Here is a 15,879-nt window from a genome sequence, read left to right as displayed (position 1 = left end):
GCACCCTGGCGCTGGCCTTATGGTAGTGCCGATGCTAACAATGCTACCAGATAGAGTTCCGCTTTGCAGGCCGTTCGTCTGTCAGTTGAGCCGGTCGCGGAGGGTGCCGCGACCGGCTCTTTCCTTTTACTCTGCGGCTTCCGCCAACTTATCGTCCTCGTCATCGCCGTCGAAGGGTTCGAGGTCTGCGATCCGAACTAGTGCAGGGAGCCAGCCGGTGCCTTCGATCTGACGCACCGCATAGGCTGCGGCCTCGATCTTCTTCATTCCCGCAACACCGCTGGCAAAATCGACCCCTTTTGCCTCGATCAAAGCTTCCTCGATGCCCGCCTTGCTGATCCGCCCGAAATAGTTCTCCGAAGTCGGCGTGAACCATGCCGCCATATCGATATTGAGCACGGTCGCCAGACGATCCGCATGCTGGCGCTGCTTCTTCCGATCATAGTGTGGCAGCTGCAACGCATTGACGGACTTTGCGGCAGCAAAGGCGAGGAGGTTCATGAGCTCATCACGCGACTGGCCAAGGCACCATTCCCACAGATCGGCTGGGTTGCCGGGAAGGTGATGGCCGTAGTTTTCGGCCAGCTCGTCCAGTGCCACCGTCCCCTTGCATTCGGCGGGGTCCTTTATCGAGTTTTCCAGCCGTTCACTGGTCAGCCGCAGCTCGAGGCAGGTTTCTTCGCTCCCATATATGTGCTGCGTACCGAGAAGAAGGGCATGGACGACAGCGGCCAATGCCACGTCCGGATTGTGGGCGAGTTCTGCGCGGATGGCGGCGGTCTTCTGCGCGGTCAGCTCTTGGGCAAGGGCAGCCGAGATCACAAAGGCCTTGGCCGCCTGTGCCTTCTGTTCCAAGCTTTGGGTACCGTCGTCATCGCAACCTTCATGCTCATTTGAAGTTTGGGTGTCATCTGGTTTGAGGAAGCCGCGCTCGATGCGCAGTTTGCCGTAATGGTCGATGCAGACATAGGCGCCCGCCCGTGCGGTGTCCTCCGGAGCAAACTGCTCCTCGGATGCCTGTAACGCCTCTATCCGAGCGGAGACTATCTCGAACCGGCTTTCGGCATCATCGTCGGCGCTATCTGTTTCGATCTGCTCGGCAAGCTCGGTATAGTCACGGTCCAACTGGTCGAGCTCGGCTTGTTGCTCATCACTTAGCGGCACGGATTGAGGATAGATCCTGCGCATCCGGTGGGCGTCCTGCGGATATTCGGCTGCGCATTCCACCCAAGCCCATCCATCACCCCGAAGCTTTTCAGCCTCGGCTTCGAGCCTTTCGCCGACAAGCCGCTCGACCAATGCAATATCGGTGGTAAAGCCACCGTTATGGTTGTCGAATAGATCGCGCCGGACTTCGCCACCCGCCGCCTCAATCGCTTCCAGTCCACCGATGAACACGATGCGTTTATCGCTCGCCTTCATGGCATCCTGCTGCAGCGCGTGGCGAATGGTATGAGCGCTGCGGTTCCAAGATGAGAGGCTATTCCAGATTTCCTCCTGCCGGCCATGATCGTCTGTCACGGTGAAGGCGGTCAGCTGCTCGAAGCTCATTTCCTCGTCGCGATAGAGATTCTGGAGAACCGGCGAAACGCGAGCTAGGGCCAGACGACGACGTACAATGGTTTCGGTCGTGCCGAAGCGAGCGGCAATATCGGCAATGGGCATTCCCTTGTCAGCCAGCACGCAAAATGCCGCGTACTGGTCGAGTGGATGCATGTCCTCGCGCATGATGTTTTCAGCAAGGCTGATCTCGGTCGCAGTGCTGCCGTCACGCTCCTTGCATTCGACCAGAAAATCCCTAGCGATCTCGCCAGCCTCGGCCAAGGTTACGAGCGCCAGACGACGACGCTCGCCCGCGATCACGAGATAGCGTCCGCGCTTGTCGCTTTTCCGAACGACAAGATTTTGCAGAACCCGATAGCCATCGCTGCGAATGTTTGCGGCGAGTTCGGCAATTCCTTGCCCGCTGTAGGTCCTGCGAACATTCATCGGGTCGGTGTCGAGCTTGTTCAGTGCAATGGTGATGATGTCGGTCATGGAAATTCTCTCCTATTGATGATGGCTGGATGGATCAGGCGATTGCGAAGGCCCAGACGCAGACGGCTGCGACGAAGGCCATTAGGCTGATGGCTTCAAAGATCATTTTCGTGGTCACGTTCGTTCTCCTTGTCCGCGAAGCGGTCTTGGTCCTGAGAAGCAGGAGCACCCGCTCCTGCTTCCCGAGCTCGTGCGGAACAGCGGGTGAGAAGGGGGCAAGGGTAAAAACCGAGGGGTATCGCCCACCCGGAGGGCGGTCGTGTCACGGCCGGCTGGAGTGGCGAGCGCGCCAAAGGCGCGTTCGTCCTGCAGGCCTTGAGGCCGAAGGATGGGGAGGCGGGCTTTTGCCCTTGCTGGGGAGAGAGGGCAGGGCCTTCTTTCCCCGCTCAAGGAAAGAGATTTCGCCGGCGGTGCCGGCGTCATGGTGCTGCGATCGCAGCCCTGCCAAAGGGATCGTTACTGGTGCCAGCGGAAACGAGCCCATAGCCTGGTTCCGTGCCGTCAGGCATAGAGCCCGACCGCTTACGCGGATGGCCCCAGGACATGTTCAATAAGTTCCCATGAACCTATAACAGCGTCAAAGCCATCACTTAGCTACTCGCCGGAATTTGCGGCCAAACATGAGTGCCAAACTGGTCTAGACGGCCCGTGCTCGCGAATAAGTATTAAGCCACAAATTATGCGACGAAAGCGCAAAAAATCATGCCGTGTCCCTAGAATTTCAGTTATTAGATTTGAAGATAAGTTATAGAACTTTATCCAGACCTTGGACCGATACCGTACAAATGAATAAGGCATCTATATTTATTAGCATTGTCGGATTTTGCGATCCAATGCTCGCTTTCACAGTGAAGAGCGCGATGGAAAAAGCGAGGTTTCCCGATCGACTTCGCTTCGGGATCGTAGATCAAAGTTTCGTCTCAACAGAGTCTGAGCTATCAGTTGCGTCGTCCAAAATGGCCTATTTGCACGTCAATCCCTATCACTCGCGCGGAGTAAGCTGGGCACGAGCACTTGCAATGACGCTCTACCTGAAGGAAGATTATTTTCTTCAAATCGACTCTCATTCCTACTTCGATAGGAACTGGGATGTCACACTCGTTGATACACTTGAAACCATTTCACGCAGCAGTGGCAATGCTAAGACGCTCGTTTCGACGCGTCCCTTTGCCTTCAATGTCCGATCTGATGGAAATATAGAAAAGAAGCGATTTACCGCATGCACGTTAAAGCTTATTCCAAAATCGAATATAATAAACCTATCAAGTCCGGTTGTATTGTTCGCATGCGAAAATTCCAATGAGATGTTTGATATTCCGGGCCTACAGGTGTCTGCCGCATTTATTTTTACGAGGGGTCATTTTGTAGAAGAAATCCCCTACGACCCATACATGTATTTCCACGGTGAAGAACAAAACATTTCGATCCGAGCATTCACCCATGGCTGGGACATCTGGCATCCGAACAGATTGCCATTATATCACCTTTACAAGAAGCGCACGATTGGAGAAGCGCCGCTCCACTGGGACGAAGATTTCGACGCGAAGCGGAGCGAGAAATGGCAAACAATGCGGATCAGAGCAAATATGCGTCTCAAAGAGCTCCTCGAGGGCAGAACAACGGGCGCCTACTCTACCGGTTCGGCGCGAACGATCGAACAATATCTCCACCTCGGACCGTTCAAAATGGTAGCGGGGCCATGACAGCGCATTGGCGGTCTTCGCTTGAGATATCTCCCTAAAATATCCAATGAAAGTGACGCGATCTAGCTCTCTGTAAACCTGTATCGACGGGGCTGAGAGTTCGAGCTGCGACCCAGTTTAGCAAGCGTTCATTTCATCCTGATTGATACCGTTTTGACTTTGATCGAGGAAAGATTGCAATGCCCTGTATGACATCTCGTTTCAGCATAGCGCTTGAAATTGTTGAGGGCATCTGCTCCCCTGAGATGACCAATGCCGCGTTTCGAGATCTGCGGCAACTCTATAACGTTGAGGCTCTCTATTACCAGGCATTAGATATTGACGGCGTCGATCACCAAGATCTGCCAATCTATGGAGCGGGCGTTCCAGGATGGTTCGAGCGGTATTGGGAGCGCCGGATCCATGAGACAGACCCTGTCGCAAAGTCAGGTCGAACCAGCAGTTTGCCGTTCGACTGGGATACAATGGACTTGCAATCGCCTGATACCAGAAAATATCTTTCAGCATTTGAATGCCCTGACTGTGTTCTACGGGGAATGACAATACCGATACATGACGCGAACGGAAACGTGGCGGCTTTAAGCTTTACTTCGTATCTCGATAACGAAGCCGGTTGGCGAGCCTTCCGGCGCGAGCTGAAGCCGGAACTTGCTTTGCTGGGCATGTACTTACACCAAAAGGTCAAAAGCCAGATTGCCCCCTACTCCAAGATCGCTCTTAGCAAGCAAGAAGGCCTTTGTTTGCAAATGTTCGCCGACGGTCATAGACCGGCGAGAATTGGCGACGCCATTGGAATATCGGTTCACACCGTTAGGATGCATCTCCGACGAGCACAAAATCGCTTGGGCGCGCGATCAAAAGCCGAAGCTGTTGCCAAGGGCGTGAGCTTGGGCTTTATCCGCTCGCAGCTAACTGCAGCTTGGTGCTTCCTAGCAATTCGAGCCTCCGGCTTTCTGACTGAATTTGAAGAAGGCTTGCTATATCTGTGAAAGGAGAGCATGCCGGCTTGATGTGTTGCAGGCGGAATAGAGGCGAGCTATGCCCCGACACAAAACCACATATAGAAAGCTGTTAAAGCTCAGAGTTAGCCCTATAGAAACTCCTTGTCGCAGAACATGCGATAGGTCGGGAGGATCCGGCCGTCCTTGCCTGCGCGATCAAGTAACTTATCTACATATCGTTGTAGATGTGCTACCGTCTCACTCTCAGTTTTTTCGCTTTCCTCGAACGATTTTTCAGCTTCCTTCAATAGCCTTCTATACTTTTCGCTGTATGTTCTCGCCTGATCGGTTTCTTGCTTTTCCTCAGAGATTTTCAGCCAAATGAAATACGTCGCTGCGCAATTGAATATACTCTCTTGCCTTTCCTTCTTCCGATTAGCCTCATGATCCGAAAACGGATTCCTATTTTCGCTGCCGCTAGCGGACATGCCTACTGAGATGAAAAACGCAATAGTCGTGAAAATAAGCATTTTCATCACCAACGGTCCCTGAGCTTAACGCGGCTAGCACTTCAATCATATTCCGCGGGTAGGTGCATAGAGGCGACTAAGGAAACATCTTATCGCAAAACGCCCTTAAACTGGGGAGAGCTCTCCCATCTTTTAAGGCAACTCGCGCTATACCGTCCACATGCTGCTGCAATTTTAAATCAAAGTTATCTTTCGCTTTCCCCTCCGTCTTGAATAGAGTTTCTGCTTCTTTTGCTAATCTGTCGAATTTACCTTTATAAATATAAACTTGGTCAGCCTCGTTCTTCTCCTCGTACATTTTCATCCAAATCCCGTATAGGGCGGCGCATTCAAAAGTATTCTCTAATCTCGCCTTATCATTATTCCCGGCGAATACGTATGCCGATGAAAATATTACGGCAACTGAGAAAAGACCGATTCTTAACATTAAATACCCTCGATAATTCTGTTGATGCCAACGCCTCCCCGCAACGGAGCTTGGTGACCAATATAGAGGCGCGTCCATAAGCGATCATTTAGCATATAGCTACTGAAATACAGCGGTTTTAGTTCAGAGCGTTAACAACCACTGATTAGTCTGGATCTTGCGGGTGACTGCCGGACCTAATCACAAGTGGCTTCCCATTCCTTATGGCAATCTGAACTAAACAACACACCTCATACGTCAGTTTTGATAGATTGACAACTTTGGCGCCCAATGAAAGATCTTGTGCACCACTGTATTTCTTACACTTTTTGAGCAAGGGATCTCATGGCCGACATTAAGCTTCCTGTAAATATGATTCGGAAAATGTGGGAGTCGTTCGGCGACGCTACTGAAAAGTTGGCTCCCGATGAAGCCGAGCGGTATCATCGTCAGTCCCTTCGAGACTCTGAAAAATCCATTATCGCGAATGGGATTGTTGACGAACTGAAAAAAGATTTCCCCGACGGATCTTTCAATGAAGGTGCTGTTCGCAGTTACATTAATGACCAATATGATCGCGCCATCAAAGCTCAAGATGTTGATCATGGAGCAACACAGAATCCGGATGGATCGATAAATAATGATGGAATGCCCTGGCGCATGAGGGCCGATTCCGGCTTTGAAGAGCGAGTATATGGAGAACTTGGTGACGGCATCAGGAGTGGCGAGTATCCTCCCCCCGAGCCTCCAACAGAAGCACCCACCGAGCCTCCAACAGAAGCGCCCACCGAGCCGCCTACTGAACCTCCGACCGATGAGCCTTCCCCTTGGCCACCGGCGCCACCGGCGCCACCGCGAGATCCTCTTGTATTGGATCTTGACGGCAATGGCGTGGAGCTCATTTCGCTTGCAGATTCTCGTGCCCATTTCGACTACCAACGGGACGGATTTGCTGAAAAGACAGGCTGGTTGAATTCCAACGATGCATTTCTTGTCCATGACGACAACAAGAACGGTGTAGTCGATGGGATCTCCGAGCTGTTCGGTAGCCCGGAGCAAGATGGATTTACCGCTCTGCGCGCTTTCGATACGAATGGCGACGGGAAGGTTGATGCTAGTGACGAGGGTTTTGCCAATCTGAAATTGTGGCGCGATCTCAATGGCAATGGTGTCTTCGATGCAGGCGAGTTGTTCTCGCTTGCCGAGTATAACATTGCATCGATCAATGTGAGTGCGACGGCAACCAACCGGATCACCGCAGGAAATCACATCGCGTTCGAGGGTTCTTTCACTCGCACTGATGGCAGCATCGGAAAGGCCGAAGCGGTATTGTTCAATACCAATCCGGCCATATCGCGATGGGATATGCCGGATGGTTTTGAGGTATCAGCAGAAGCCGAGATACTACCGAACTTAAAGGGCTATGGCCTCCTTCCGGATCTTCTTTACTCGATGACGCTTGATGACGATCTCCGCCAATTGGTTGAGACGTTTGTCATCGATATTATGACATTGCCTGCGGAGCAAATCCGACCACGATTCGAGGCTTTGTTGTTCTCCTGGGCAAATGTGACAGACGTTCCCACGGACGACAGGGGAGGCAATATCGATGGTAAAATTGTCGCCTTTCTGGAAAACTATTTTGGATCTGAGCTTGCCGATGGTTCCAACCGCATCATTGGCTCCCGCTACGCCGACGTGATCGAAGCATCCTTCGACACTGTTGTCGATGTCCTGCTCACCCGTTTCCTGTCGCAATCATCGATGGCAGCCCTTGATTTGGGCGTGGACATAGAGATCGTCTATGATAACCCGTTCCTGTTTCTTACCTCGCTCGCGTACAGAGCGGAAGGCGATCAGTTTCTGAACAGCGTAGAAAATATCGCCTCCTATGTAATAGCGTGGGCACCTTCTGACGACAGAGCAAAATTTGAGTATTACGCAAAGGCGATCACGGGCCTTCAGGGGTTAAAGTACGAGTACTTCGCGAACGATAATGTAGCCTTCAAGGAATACGTGCTTTCTAAGGTGACTGAAGCTGAGCCGAGCAATTTCGGCCTGCTTACGTTTGTTGGAGCTTACCTTGACGTTGGTAGGCTTACAGGGGGCAACGCGGGCGCCGATAGCATAGTCGGGACTTCTGGCATGGATGTTATGCTTGCTGGGCTTGGCGACGATGTGCTGAACGGCGGATCTGGCAACGATACCTACGTCTATGCCCGGGGCGATGGCAACGACACCATTGTCGAAGGCAACTGGAGCGGCACCAACGACCGGCTGGTGTTCACCGACATCAACTCGGCCGATGTCAAGCTGGTGCGCAACGGGACCGATCTGAAGATCGTGATTGCGGAGAGCGCGCCGGGTGCCGGCGATGCGGGTTCCATCCTCATCAAGGATACACTCGACGATATCTTAGAACGCGGTATCGAGAAGATCGTCTTCGCCGATGGCACGGTCTGGGATCGGAATTATTTGCGCACGACACTATTGGCACAGGCCGCGACCGCCGGCAATGACACCATCAATGGCTTCAACGTCGCCGATACGATCGCCGGCGGCCGAGGCGACGATGTCCTGAACGGCGGGATCGACAACGATACTTACGTCTATGCCCGCGGCGATGGCAACGACACGATCGATGAGTCGAGCTACAATCAGGGCTCGGCCGACAAGCTCATCCTGGCTAACATCAGCCCGTCGGATGTGACCCTGGTCCGCAACGGCTATGACGTGACGCTGGTCATCGCCGAGAGCACGGCCGGCGCCGGCGATGCCGGATCGGTCCTGCTGAAGAGCGAATTCTGGAACAACGGCGGCAATCAAGGTCTCGAACAGATCACGTTCGCTGATGGCACAGTGTGGTCGCAGGCGACTCTACGGAATATGATCCTCACCCAATCGTCTACGGCAGGCAACGACACGATTGTCGGCTTCGACTATGACGATACGATCACTGGCGGTCGCGGCGATGACCTGCTGAAGGGTGGTGCCGGCAACGATACCTATTACTATGCCCGCGGCGACGGCAACGATACGATCGATGAGTCGAGCTACAATCAGGGCTCGGCCGACAAGCTCATCCTGGCTAACATCAGCCCGTCGGATGTGACCCTGGTCCGCAACGGCTATGACGTGACGCTGGTCATCGCCGAGAGCACGGCCGGCGCCGGCGATGCCGGATCGGTCCTGCTGAAGAGCGAATTCTGGAACAACGGCGGCAATCAAGGTCTCGAACAGATCACGTTCGCTGATGGCACAGTGTGGTCGCAGGCGACTCTACGGAATATGATCCTCACCCAATCGTCTACGGCAGGCAACGACACGATTGTCGGCTTCGACTATGACGATACGATCACTGGCGGTCGCGGCGATGACCTGCTGAAGGGTGGTGCCGGCAACGATACCTATTACTATGCCCGCGGCGACGGCAACGATACGATCGATGAGTCGAGCTACAATCAGGGCTCGGCCGACAAGCTCATCCTGGCTAACATCAGCCCGTCGGATGTGACCCTGGTCCGCAACGGCTATGACGTGACGCTGGTCATCGCCGAGAGCACGGCCGGCGATGGCGGATCGATCCTGCTGAAAAGCGAATTCTGGAACAACGGCGGCAATCAGGGTGTCGAACAGATCACGTTCGCTGATGGCACAGTGTGGTCGCAGGCGACGCTACGCAATATGATCCTCGCTCAATCGTCTACGGCAGGCAATGACACGATTGTCGGCTTCGACTATGACGATACGATCACTGGCGGTCGCGGCGATGACCTGCTGAAGGGTGGTGCTGGCAACGACACTTATATCTACAGTCGTGGCGACGGCAACGACACAATCGATGAGTCGATCGTGAACCAGGGGAATGCCGACAAGCTGGTTCTGACAAACATCAACCCGTCGGATGTGACTCTGGTGCGCAACGGCAACGACGTGACGCTGGTCATCGCTGAAAGCACGGCCGGGGCCGGCGATGGCGGATCGATCCTGCTGAAGAGCGAGCTTGTCACAAGTAACGCTGTCGGCGTGGAGCAGATCGTCTTTGCCGATGGCACGACCTGGAACCGCGCTGCCATGAACGCCAATGTTTCCTATGTCGGCGGCACGAATGGAAATGACACGATTGCAGGCACCTCCGGCAACGATCTCATCCTGACCGGCTTGGGCAGCGACACAATCACCGGCGGTGGTGGAAACGATGTCTTCGTATTCAAGCCGGATTTCGGCCGCGATACGATAACGGACTTCAGTGCCGGTGCGGGCGTGGGCGACATTCTCGAATTCGATAACAGTCTGTTTGTAGATTTCGAAGCGGTTCTTGCAGCTGCGGCCCAGATCGGAAAGGACACCGTCATCACTTATGATGCGGAGAATACCATCACGCTGAAGAACGTGGCGCTGTCCAGTCTGCATGAAGACGACGTCCGTTTTGTCGCATAGGGCCCGATCGTTGAAACCAATAGATGAACAAATGCGGCGACCTTTGGTCGCCGCAGCCGTGAGACAGACCCGGAAAGCATTCTGGAGCGTGGCGGCCTTAAGTGCCGTAACCAATGTCCTGATGCTGACCGGGCCTCTATTCATGATGCAGGTCTATGATCGTGTGCTGGCGAGCCGCAGTATACCCACACTCGTTGCATTGTCCTTGCTCGCAATCGGCCTTTATATATTTCTCGGAACACTCGAGGTCATTCGCTCACGAATTCTGACGCAGATAGGCCAAAAGATAGAAGAACAACTCGGTACCCCGACATTTGACGCGGTCATGATGTTGCCGCTGCGCATGTCAAAAAAGGAAGCAATATCCCAGCCTGTCCGCGATCTGGAGCAAGTGCGCCAGTTTATGAGCGGCCCGGGTCCGATTGCAATTTGCGATCTCCCATGGCTACCACTTTATCTCGCGATCCTGTTTCTATTTCACCCATATCTGGGATGGCTTACGATTGCGGGCGCGCTGATCCTCATTGTCTTGACCTTGAGTAGCGAAGCCGTCTTACGCGAGCCTATGCGACGCCTCGCACTTCTTGCCGGCACCCGGAACGAATTCATGGAAGCAGGCCGCCGCAATGCGGAAGCTTTGCACGCGATGGGAATGCGCAGCGCCTATGCAGCCAAATGGTATCAGGCCAATGCCGAATATGTAAGCGAACAGCGTCGCACCAGCGATGCCACAAGCACCTTCTCTACCGTCTCCAAGATCTTCAGGCTTGGCCTGCAATCGGCTGTGCTGGCGCTTGGCGCATGGTTGGCCATTTATCAACTGGCATCCCCTGGAGCCATGATTGCTGCTTCCATTCTGACATCGAGGGCGCTTGCACCGATCGAGCAGGCGATCGGCCAATGGCGAGGCTTTGTAAACGCCAGGCAAGCTCGAAGTAGGTTGGGTCAACTTCTAGAAAAATTCCGGGACGACGGTCCCCGTATGCCGTTGCCCTCACCGCAACGCTCATTTTCCATATCGAACCTGACTGTTGTGGCGCCCGGTATGCATCTGCCAATCGTTCACGACGTATCATTTGATCTTGTTGCCGGGCAGGGTGTCGGGATCATCGGGCCGAGCGGCTCTGGCAAGTCTACACTAGCGCGTGCAATTGTTGGGATCTGGCCGCCAGCGCGCGGTACGATTCGTCTGGATGGCGCAGAAATCGATCAGTGGGATTCAGAAGCGCTCGGTACATCCATCGGATATCTCCCCCAGGATGTGGAGCTATTCGACGGCACGATTGCCGAAAACATCAGCCGCTTCAGGGAAGCAGCGAAAGCTGATGCAATCATTGAGGCCGCAAGGCTAGCCGGAGTACATGACCTGATTCTGTCCATGCCCGATGGATACGATACCCGCATAGGGGCCGGCGGCGCCATACTTTCAGCAGGTCAACGCCAGCGAGTAGGGTTAGCTCGCGCCCTTTATGGCAAACCGTTTTTGATCGTACTCGATGAACCCAATGCCAGTCTGGACACGGACGGAGAGACGGCACTGACGAACGCCATTGCGTCAATCCGGCAACAAGGATCGATCGTTATCGTCATTGCGCATCGGCCAAATGCCCTCGCGGCCGTCGATCACGTCCTTGTTCTCGCCCATGGCGGTATGGTCGCGTTCGGACCACGCGATGAAGTTCTGCGTAAGACCACAATTCGTGCGGTGTCGGAGAAGACATGAACTCTGAGGACAGCATAAGCCCGGCGACGCGGGCCATCCGGAACTATATGACCTTTGCAGCCATCACGATCGCAATCCTGGTCGTCGGCGCAGGAGGGTGGGCAGCGACTGCCAATCTATCGGGAGCGGTAATTGGCACCGGTACCGTCGTTGTCGACGGTAACGTGAAGCGCATACAGCATCGAGAGGGCGGTATTGTCGGCGAGATCCTTGTGCGCAATGGCATGCGCGTGCAGGCCGGCGCTCTTCTGATTAGGCTGGATGATACCATCACTCGCGCAAATCTGGCGATTGTCACGAAGCAGATCGATCAAATGATTGCCAGAAAAATGAGACTGGTCGCAGAACGTGACGATGCTTCGGAAATGGCGATACCCGCCGAATTGCTTAAGCGAGCCGACGAACCGGATATCGCCGACCACATCAAAGCTGAACAGGCTCTATTTACAGCCAGAAAGCAAACAATTGAGGGTCAAAAAGCTCAACTCGGGCAACGCATTGGCCAAATCAGGCAAGAAACGGAGGGCCTCAATGTCCGTAAGCTCGCCAAGCAGGAAGAGCTTTCATGGATCGGACAGGAACTCGTGCGTGTCAGAAGCCTGAGCGACCAACAGTTGATTCAATTCAATCGTCTGGCCGAATTGGAGCGCCAGAAAGCAGAGCTCGATGGCGAACGCGGGCAGCTGATTGCGGAAATTGCGCGTGCGGCAACCAGAGTTACCGAAACTGAGCTCCAGATTCTACAGCTGGACCAGGATCGCCGCGCTGAAGTGCTAACCGAATTGCGCGACGTCGACAACAAGCTCGCCGAACTGTTGGAAAAAAGGATTACGGCAGAAGATCAATTAAACAGGAATGATATCCTGTCGCCGCAAGCAGGAATCGTTCACGAATTGTCTGTCCATACGATCGGTGGTGTGATCGCCGCCGGTGAGACAATCATGCAGATTGTCCCGGTCAACGACATTTTGGTTGTCGAGGCCCGAATTCAACCAGCTGACATTGATCAAGTGCACGCTGGCCAAACAGCAACTTTGCGCTTTTCCGCCTTCAATCAGCGCAGCACGCCTGAAATCCATGGTTCCGTGAAAACTGTCGCGGCAGACCTTATCCATAACCAGCAGACGGGTGAATCCTGGTATTCGGCAAGAATACGGATTTCGCCAGAGGAGCTGGCGCGTCTCGGAAAGCTTGAGCTACTCGCCGGCATGCCCGTTGAAGCATTTATTCAAACGGGAGAAAGAACCGCCTTGTCCTATCTGGTGAAGCCACTTGCCGACCAAATCGCAAGGGCGATGCGGGAGGACTGATGGACGGTCTCATCGTACTGTCTTGTAATGAGCCTTCGGCTGATACCGATGCGGTCAGGCGGTATAAGTGGAAGCTGGACGACACAAACGACAAGAGGCCGTCGTCATCGCCCCAGGTGATTGCCTCCGTCGACTCCAAACCTAGCCGATGACGACGGTCTGTTGACAGTATTCAAATTCAGTTTACCCGATCAGATGTCGTTTCACACTTAAGATGGCCGCATTCTCACGACGAAGTGCTAAGCGACGTCAGTGATTCCCATGAGGTTCTGGCCGAATGAGGAGTCAAACCGAAGACGGCGTTGGCAAGTGGCAGCCAGGTTCCGTGCCGCAAGCATAGAGCACGACCGCTGCAGCAGCTGGCCTGCAGATCGTATCAGACCTACGAGGCTTTGATTTTGCGGGAAACCATGCTAAACTTATCTTATTGAAATAACGGCAGGAATCGAGATTTATGGAGTTGCTTCTTACGCTGGCAAGTTTCGTAGCGATTGCTATTGCCGTTTACGTGCTGTTTTCACAGAGCGGAAAGCGCCTCTCGTTCAAGATCAAATGTTTTATCTTCAGTGGGCTTGTATTTTGCATGACCGCATTGTGGAGCATCGTCTACGGCCCGGATATATGGATCTTGATACAAGCGGGTATTATTATCGTGGTCGCCACAATCGGCGGCCTCTTCTCCTCCGGGAAAGCCTGATCGAAAGTGCTTTTGCCTTGCCGATCGAAAAAATGATGACTTTCAATTCGTCCGTTTGGCAAGTGGCAACCCCGGCCGAAAGGCCGGGGCGCTACTGCCCCTCGGATTAGTCCCAGGGGATGACGGCCATCAGATCCTCGTCATCCTGGCCGGGATAGCGGCCGAGATTGGCGTTGAGCTTGCCGTATCCGGTGTTGACGGTGATGGTGAAGTAGGCACCGCCGGTCTGGTTCTGCTTCTTCCAGATGCCACCAATCTCAACACGTTTGCCGCGTGGGCTCTTGGCGAAGAGCCGATAGACGGGAGCCTTGGCGTTGGTGCTTTCGAATTCCTCGCCTGATATGTCGAGGTCGTAGGCAATCGAGGCGATGTTGCCGGTCAGGGTGTTGTCTTCGTTGAAGCGGATGAAGTTGACGAGATCGGTCATTGCAGTGTCTCCTTTGTTTGCGTTGCCGATGGGCACGAAACACGGTCGGAGAAAGGACAGCGCAAATGCGAGAGCATTTGTCGCGGGGACTGCACCCGAAGGGGCGGAGTGAAACGGAGCGCCGCCGGAGGCGGCGATTTTGGATCGCGAGGAATGGGCGCAGCCCAGGGGAAAATCGTCGGTGCAGGCGGTTGCAGGCTGTCCGGCCGGCCGTAGTGACCCATCGCTCAAGGCAACGCAAACAATGGGGACGCCGGGACGTTTGATCTCGTCTTATCCACGTTTTACGGGATGCCTTGATCGGCAACATCGCCTTGATCGCCAAGCCGCATGTCGAATTGGGCGGCCTCATGAAACCTTACAGGGCGGTTGTCGCCGCTCCGCTACGGCGGAGCGGTAATCATGACGGGGAGGAGGAGCGGGGTTCCAGATCAGTTCGCCGCGCCTGCTCGGCCCTGATGGCTTTAAGGATGCGGCTGCTCACTCCCGGCTCGCGCAAAATATCGGCATCGCTCATGCCGTCGAAATCCGAGAGGCGTCTAAAGAACGCCTTGCGCAGCCGCGAGACGAACAGCTTGGACAAGCCGCTATTCTCCAGGAGGTCTGGGTCGTCGTCTCGCCAATCGTCGTTTTCAGCATCTTGCTTCATTGTCTATCCTCGTCGTTCGTTCCGGTCGGACAAGCTCACCTCATCTTCAAGCTGAGGCAATGTGCAAATCTGCATCGCAACACAGACCCACTGCTCATCAAAGAGCGTGCTCCACTGGAGCAGCACGCCCGTCTTTCGACTGGGATTGCGGCGCCCGGTTTGGTTCATGCCCAAAGGGCATTCCGCTTAAGGGCGGGCAGGGGAGCGCAGAGGGGAGGTGGCATGGGCTCCCCTCGCGCCTGGTCTGCGCCGCTCGATGCGGCAATGACTGGGCAACGCGCGAACGGTTACCCGGCCGCCAACGCGCGATCGACGGCCTCCGGCTCTTTATCAATCACCGTCAATAGGATTCGCGACGGGGCATCAATACTGGAGCGCCTCTGCTCCCAATCCCTCACCCGGCCAATCGAAAAGCCGTATCGCGCAGCGAATCCCTGTTGTGAAAGGCCAAGCTTTCGCCGAATGGCCTTAACGTCCACCTCCGCCGGGATATGCACTGCGAAGTCCGCCGTGCCCACCTCACCATGTGCCAATGCAAGAGCCTCGCGTGCGCCCTGCAAAATGCGTGATCCTGCTTTGCTCATTTTCGACTCCTGATTTTCTTAACCTGCTCGCTGAGGCTCTTTCTCCATACTTGCGGAAGAGCCGTCAGGATCTCGCGAAGCTCATTGCGCTCCGCCTGAGACAAATTCGCCTGCGTGTCTTTGCTATAGATATCCAAAAGGAAAACCGGGATATCCTCGTCGGCATAGAACGTGATGATGCGATAGCCACCGCTCTTGCCCTTGCCGCGCGCAGCAAAACGCAGCTTCCTCGCACCGCCGGTTCCTGACATGATCACACCAGCATCCGGGTTGGCCGCGAGGTACGAAACAATGGCATTTCGCTCATCCTCCGTTACGCTCTCGTCTTTGGCTGACGCTAAATAGGCGGGCGTTTCTATGACCGTGTGCATGGAAGCATATCTACGGAATTTCCGCACATTTTGCAAGGGAGATATACGGGAATTCCGTATA

General features: G+C 54.4%; 13 protein-coding genes. 6 read left to right on the top strand and 7 right to left on the bottom strand.

From position 1 onward, the window contains the following. Window positions 1–126: 126 nt before the first annotated feature. Window positions 127–2,037, bottom strand: coding sequence for a ParB/RepB/Spo0J family partition protein (locus GA0061100_RS31800; RefSeq protein WP_075856855.1), 1,911 nt, complete (start codon window positions 2,035–2,037; stop codon window positions 127–129). A gap of 860 nt (window positions 2,038–2,897) precedes the next feature. Between GA0061100_RS31800 and GA0061100_RS31795 the strand changes: the two genes are divergently transcribed. After that, on the top strand, window positions 2,898–3,740 hold the full coding sequence (locus tag GA0061100_RS31795; RefSeq protein ID WP_208621606.1) for a GlcNAc-transferase family protein: 843 nt from the start codon (window positions 2,898–2,900) through the stop codon (window positions 3,738–3,740). 179 nt (window positions 3,741–3,919) lie between these two features. Next, the gene (locus tag GA0061100_RS31790; RefSeq protein WP_075856853.1) at window positions 3,920–4,729 is read left to right on the top strand and encodes a helix-turn-helix transcriptional regulator; all 810 of its coding nucleotides are present in this window, start codon (window positions 3,920–3,922) and stop codon (window positions 4,727–4,729) included. Between the two features lie 101 nt (window positions 4,730–4,830). On the opposite strand, the gene GA0061100_RS31785 is transcribed toward GA0061100_RS31790, so the two are convergent. Together GA0061100_RS31785 and GA0061100_RS31780 are read right to left on the bottom strand one after the other, a co-directional pair. After that, a complete protein-coding gene (locus tag GA0061100_RS31785) occupies window positions 4,831–5,211 on the bottom strand; it encodes a hypothetical protein (RefSeq protein ID WP_143525595.1) in 381 nt (126 codons plus the stop codon). 76 nt (window positions 5,212–5,287) lie between these two features. Beyond that, window positions 5,288–5,638: a hypothetical protein gene (locus GA0061100_RS31780; protein ID WP_075856851.1), complete on the bottom strand. Its 351-nt coding sequence runs from the start codon at window positions 5,636–5,638 to the stop codon at window positions 5,288–5,290. 324 nt (window positions 5,639–5,962) lie between these two features. Between GA0061100_RS31780 and GA0061100_RS31770 the strand changes: the two genes are divergently transcribed. From GA0061100_RS31770 to GA0061100_RS31755, 4 genes are all read left to right on the top strand, one after another. Continuing rightward, a complete protein-coding gene (locus tag GA0061100_RS31770; protein ID WP_143525594.1) occupies window positions 5,963–10,057 on the top strand; it encodes a beta strand repeat-containing protein in 4,095 nt (1,364 codons plus the stop codon). Window positions 10,058–10,088: 31 nt separating this feature from the next. Beyond that, a complete protein-coding gene (locus tag GA0061100_RS31765) occupies window positions 10,089–11,780 on the top strand; it encodes a type I secretion system permease/ATPase (protein WP_075856848.1) in 1,692 nt (563 codons plus the stop codon). Continuing rightward, window positions 11,777–13,090 (top strand): HlyD family type I secretion periplasmic adaptor subunit, encoded by a 1,314-nt coding sequence (locus GA0061100_RS31760; RefSeq protein WP_075856847.1) that lies wholly within the window; start codon window positions 11,777–11,779, stop codon window positions 13,088–13,090. The genes GA0061100_RS31765 and GA0061100_RS31760 overlap by 4 nt, the downstream gene beginning before the upstream one ends. Window positions 13,091–13,544: 454 nt before the next feature. Continuing rightward, entirely contained in the window at window positions 13,545–13,787 is a 243-nt protein-coding gene (locus GA0061100_RS31755; RefSeq protein WP_075856846.1) for a hypothetical protein, read from the top strand. A 106-nt stretch (window positions 13,788–13,893) separates the two neighbouring features. On the opposite strand, the gene GA0061100_RS31750 is transcribed toward GA0061100_RS31755, so the two are convergent. The 4 genes from GA0061100_RS31750 to GA0061100_RS31735 form a co-directional block, all read right to left on the bottom strand. Further along, the gene (locus GA0061100_RS31750; protein WP_075856845.1) at window positions 13,894–14,214 is read right to left on the bottom strand and encodes a DUF736 family protein; all 321 of its coding nucleotides are present in this window, start codon (window positions 14,212–14,214) and stop codon (window positions 13,894–13,896) included. A 400-nt stretch (window positions 14,215–14,614) separates the two neighbouring features. Then, entirely contained in the window at window positions 14,615–14,863 is a 249-nt protein-coding gene (locus GA0061100_RS31745; protein ID WP_075856844.1) for a hypothetical protein, read from the bottom strand. 287 nt (window positions 14,864–15,150) lie between these two features. After that, the gene (locus GA0061100_RS31740) at window positions 15,151–15,447 is read right to left on the bottom strand and encodes a helix-turn-helix domain-containing protein (RefSeq protein ID WP_075856843.1); all 297 of its coding nucleotides are present in this window, start codon (window positions 15,445–15,447) and stop codon (window positions 15,151–15,153) included. Further along, complete coding sequence (locus tag GA0061100_RS31735) at window positions 15,444–15,818, bottom strand: type II toxin-antitoxin system RelE/ParE family toxin (RefSeq protein WP_075856842.1); 375 nt, start codon at window positions 15,816–15,818, stop codon at window positions 15,444–15,446. The genes GA0061100_RS31740 and GA0061100_RS31735 overlap by 4 nt, the downstream gene beginning before the upstream one ends. Window positions 15,819–15,879: the final 61 nt, after the last annotated feature.

Source organism: Martinezella hainanensis (genome assembly GCF_900094555.1).
Taxonomy (GTDB): domain Bacteria; phylum Pseudomonadota; class Alphaproteobacteria; order Rhizobiales; family Rhizobiaceae; genus Rhizobium; species Rhizobium hainanense.
The sequence above is the reverse complement of the archived record's forward strand: the minus strand, read 5'-3'. Positions and strand labels throughout refer to the sequence as shown.

Bases quoted from the DNA above. Each gene is read 5' to 3' on its own strand.
- GA0061100_RS31785 (WP_143525595.1), bottom strand. From the start codon at position 5,211: ATGCTTATTTTCACGACTATTGCGTTTTTCATCTCAGTAGGCATGTCC.
- GA0061100_RS31790 (WP_075856853.1), top strand. From the start codon at position 3,920: ATGCCCTGTATGACATCTCGTTTCAGCATAGCGCTTGAAATTGTTGAG.
- GA0061100_RS31765 (WP_075856848.1), top strand. From the start codon at position 10,089: ATGCGGCGACCTTTGGTCGCCGCAGCCGTGAGACAGACCCGGAAAGCA.
- GA0061100_RS31735 (WP_075856842.1), bottom strand. From the start codon at position 15,818: ATGCACACGGTCATAGAAACGCCCGCCTATTTAGCGTCAGCCAAAGAC.
- GA0061100_RS31760 (WP_075856847.1), top strand. From the start codon at position 11,777: ATGAACTCTGAGGACAGCATAAGCCCGGCGACGCGGGCCATCCGGAAC.
- GA0061100_RS31755 (WP_075856846.1), top strand. From the start codon at position 13,545: ATGGAGTTGCTTCTTACGCTGGCAAGTTTCGTAGCGATTGCTATTGCC.
- GA0061100_RS31800 (WP_075856855.1), bottom strand. From the start codon at position 2,037: ATGACCGACATCATCACCATTGCACTGAACAAGCTCGACACCGACCCG.
- GA0061100_RS31770 (WP_143525594.1), top strand. From the start codon at position 5,963: ATGGCCGACATTAAGCTTCCTGTAAATATGATTCGGAAAATGTGGGAG.
- GA0061100_RS31780 (WP_075856851.1), bottom strand. From the start codon at position 5,638: ATGTTAAGAATCGGTCTTTTCTCAGTTGCCGTAATATTTTCATCGGCA.
- GA0061100_RS31745 (WP_075856844.1), bottom strand. From the start codon at position 14,863: ATGAAGCAAGATGCTGAAAACGACGATTGGCGAGACGACGACCCAGAC.
- GA0061100_RS31750 (WP_075856845.1), bottom strand. From the start codon at position 14,214: ATGACCGATCTCGTCAACTTCATCCGCTTCAACGAAGACAACACCCTG.
- GA0061100_RS31795 (WP_208621606.1), top strand. From the start codon at position 2,898: ATGGAAAAAGCGAGGTTTCCCGATCGACTTCGCTTCGGGATCGTAGAT.
- GA0061100_RS31740 (WP_075856843.1), bottom strand. From the start codon at position 15,447: ATGAGCAAAGCAGGATCACGCATTTTGCAGGGCGCACGCGAGGCTCTT.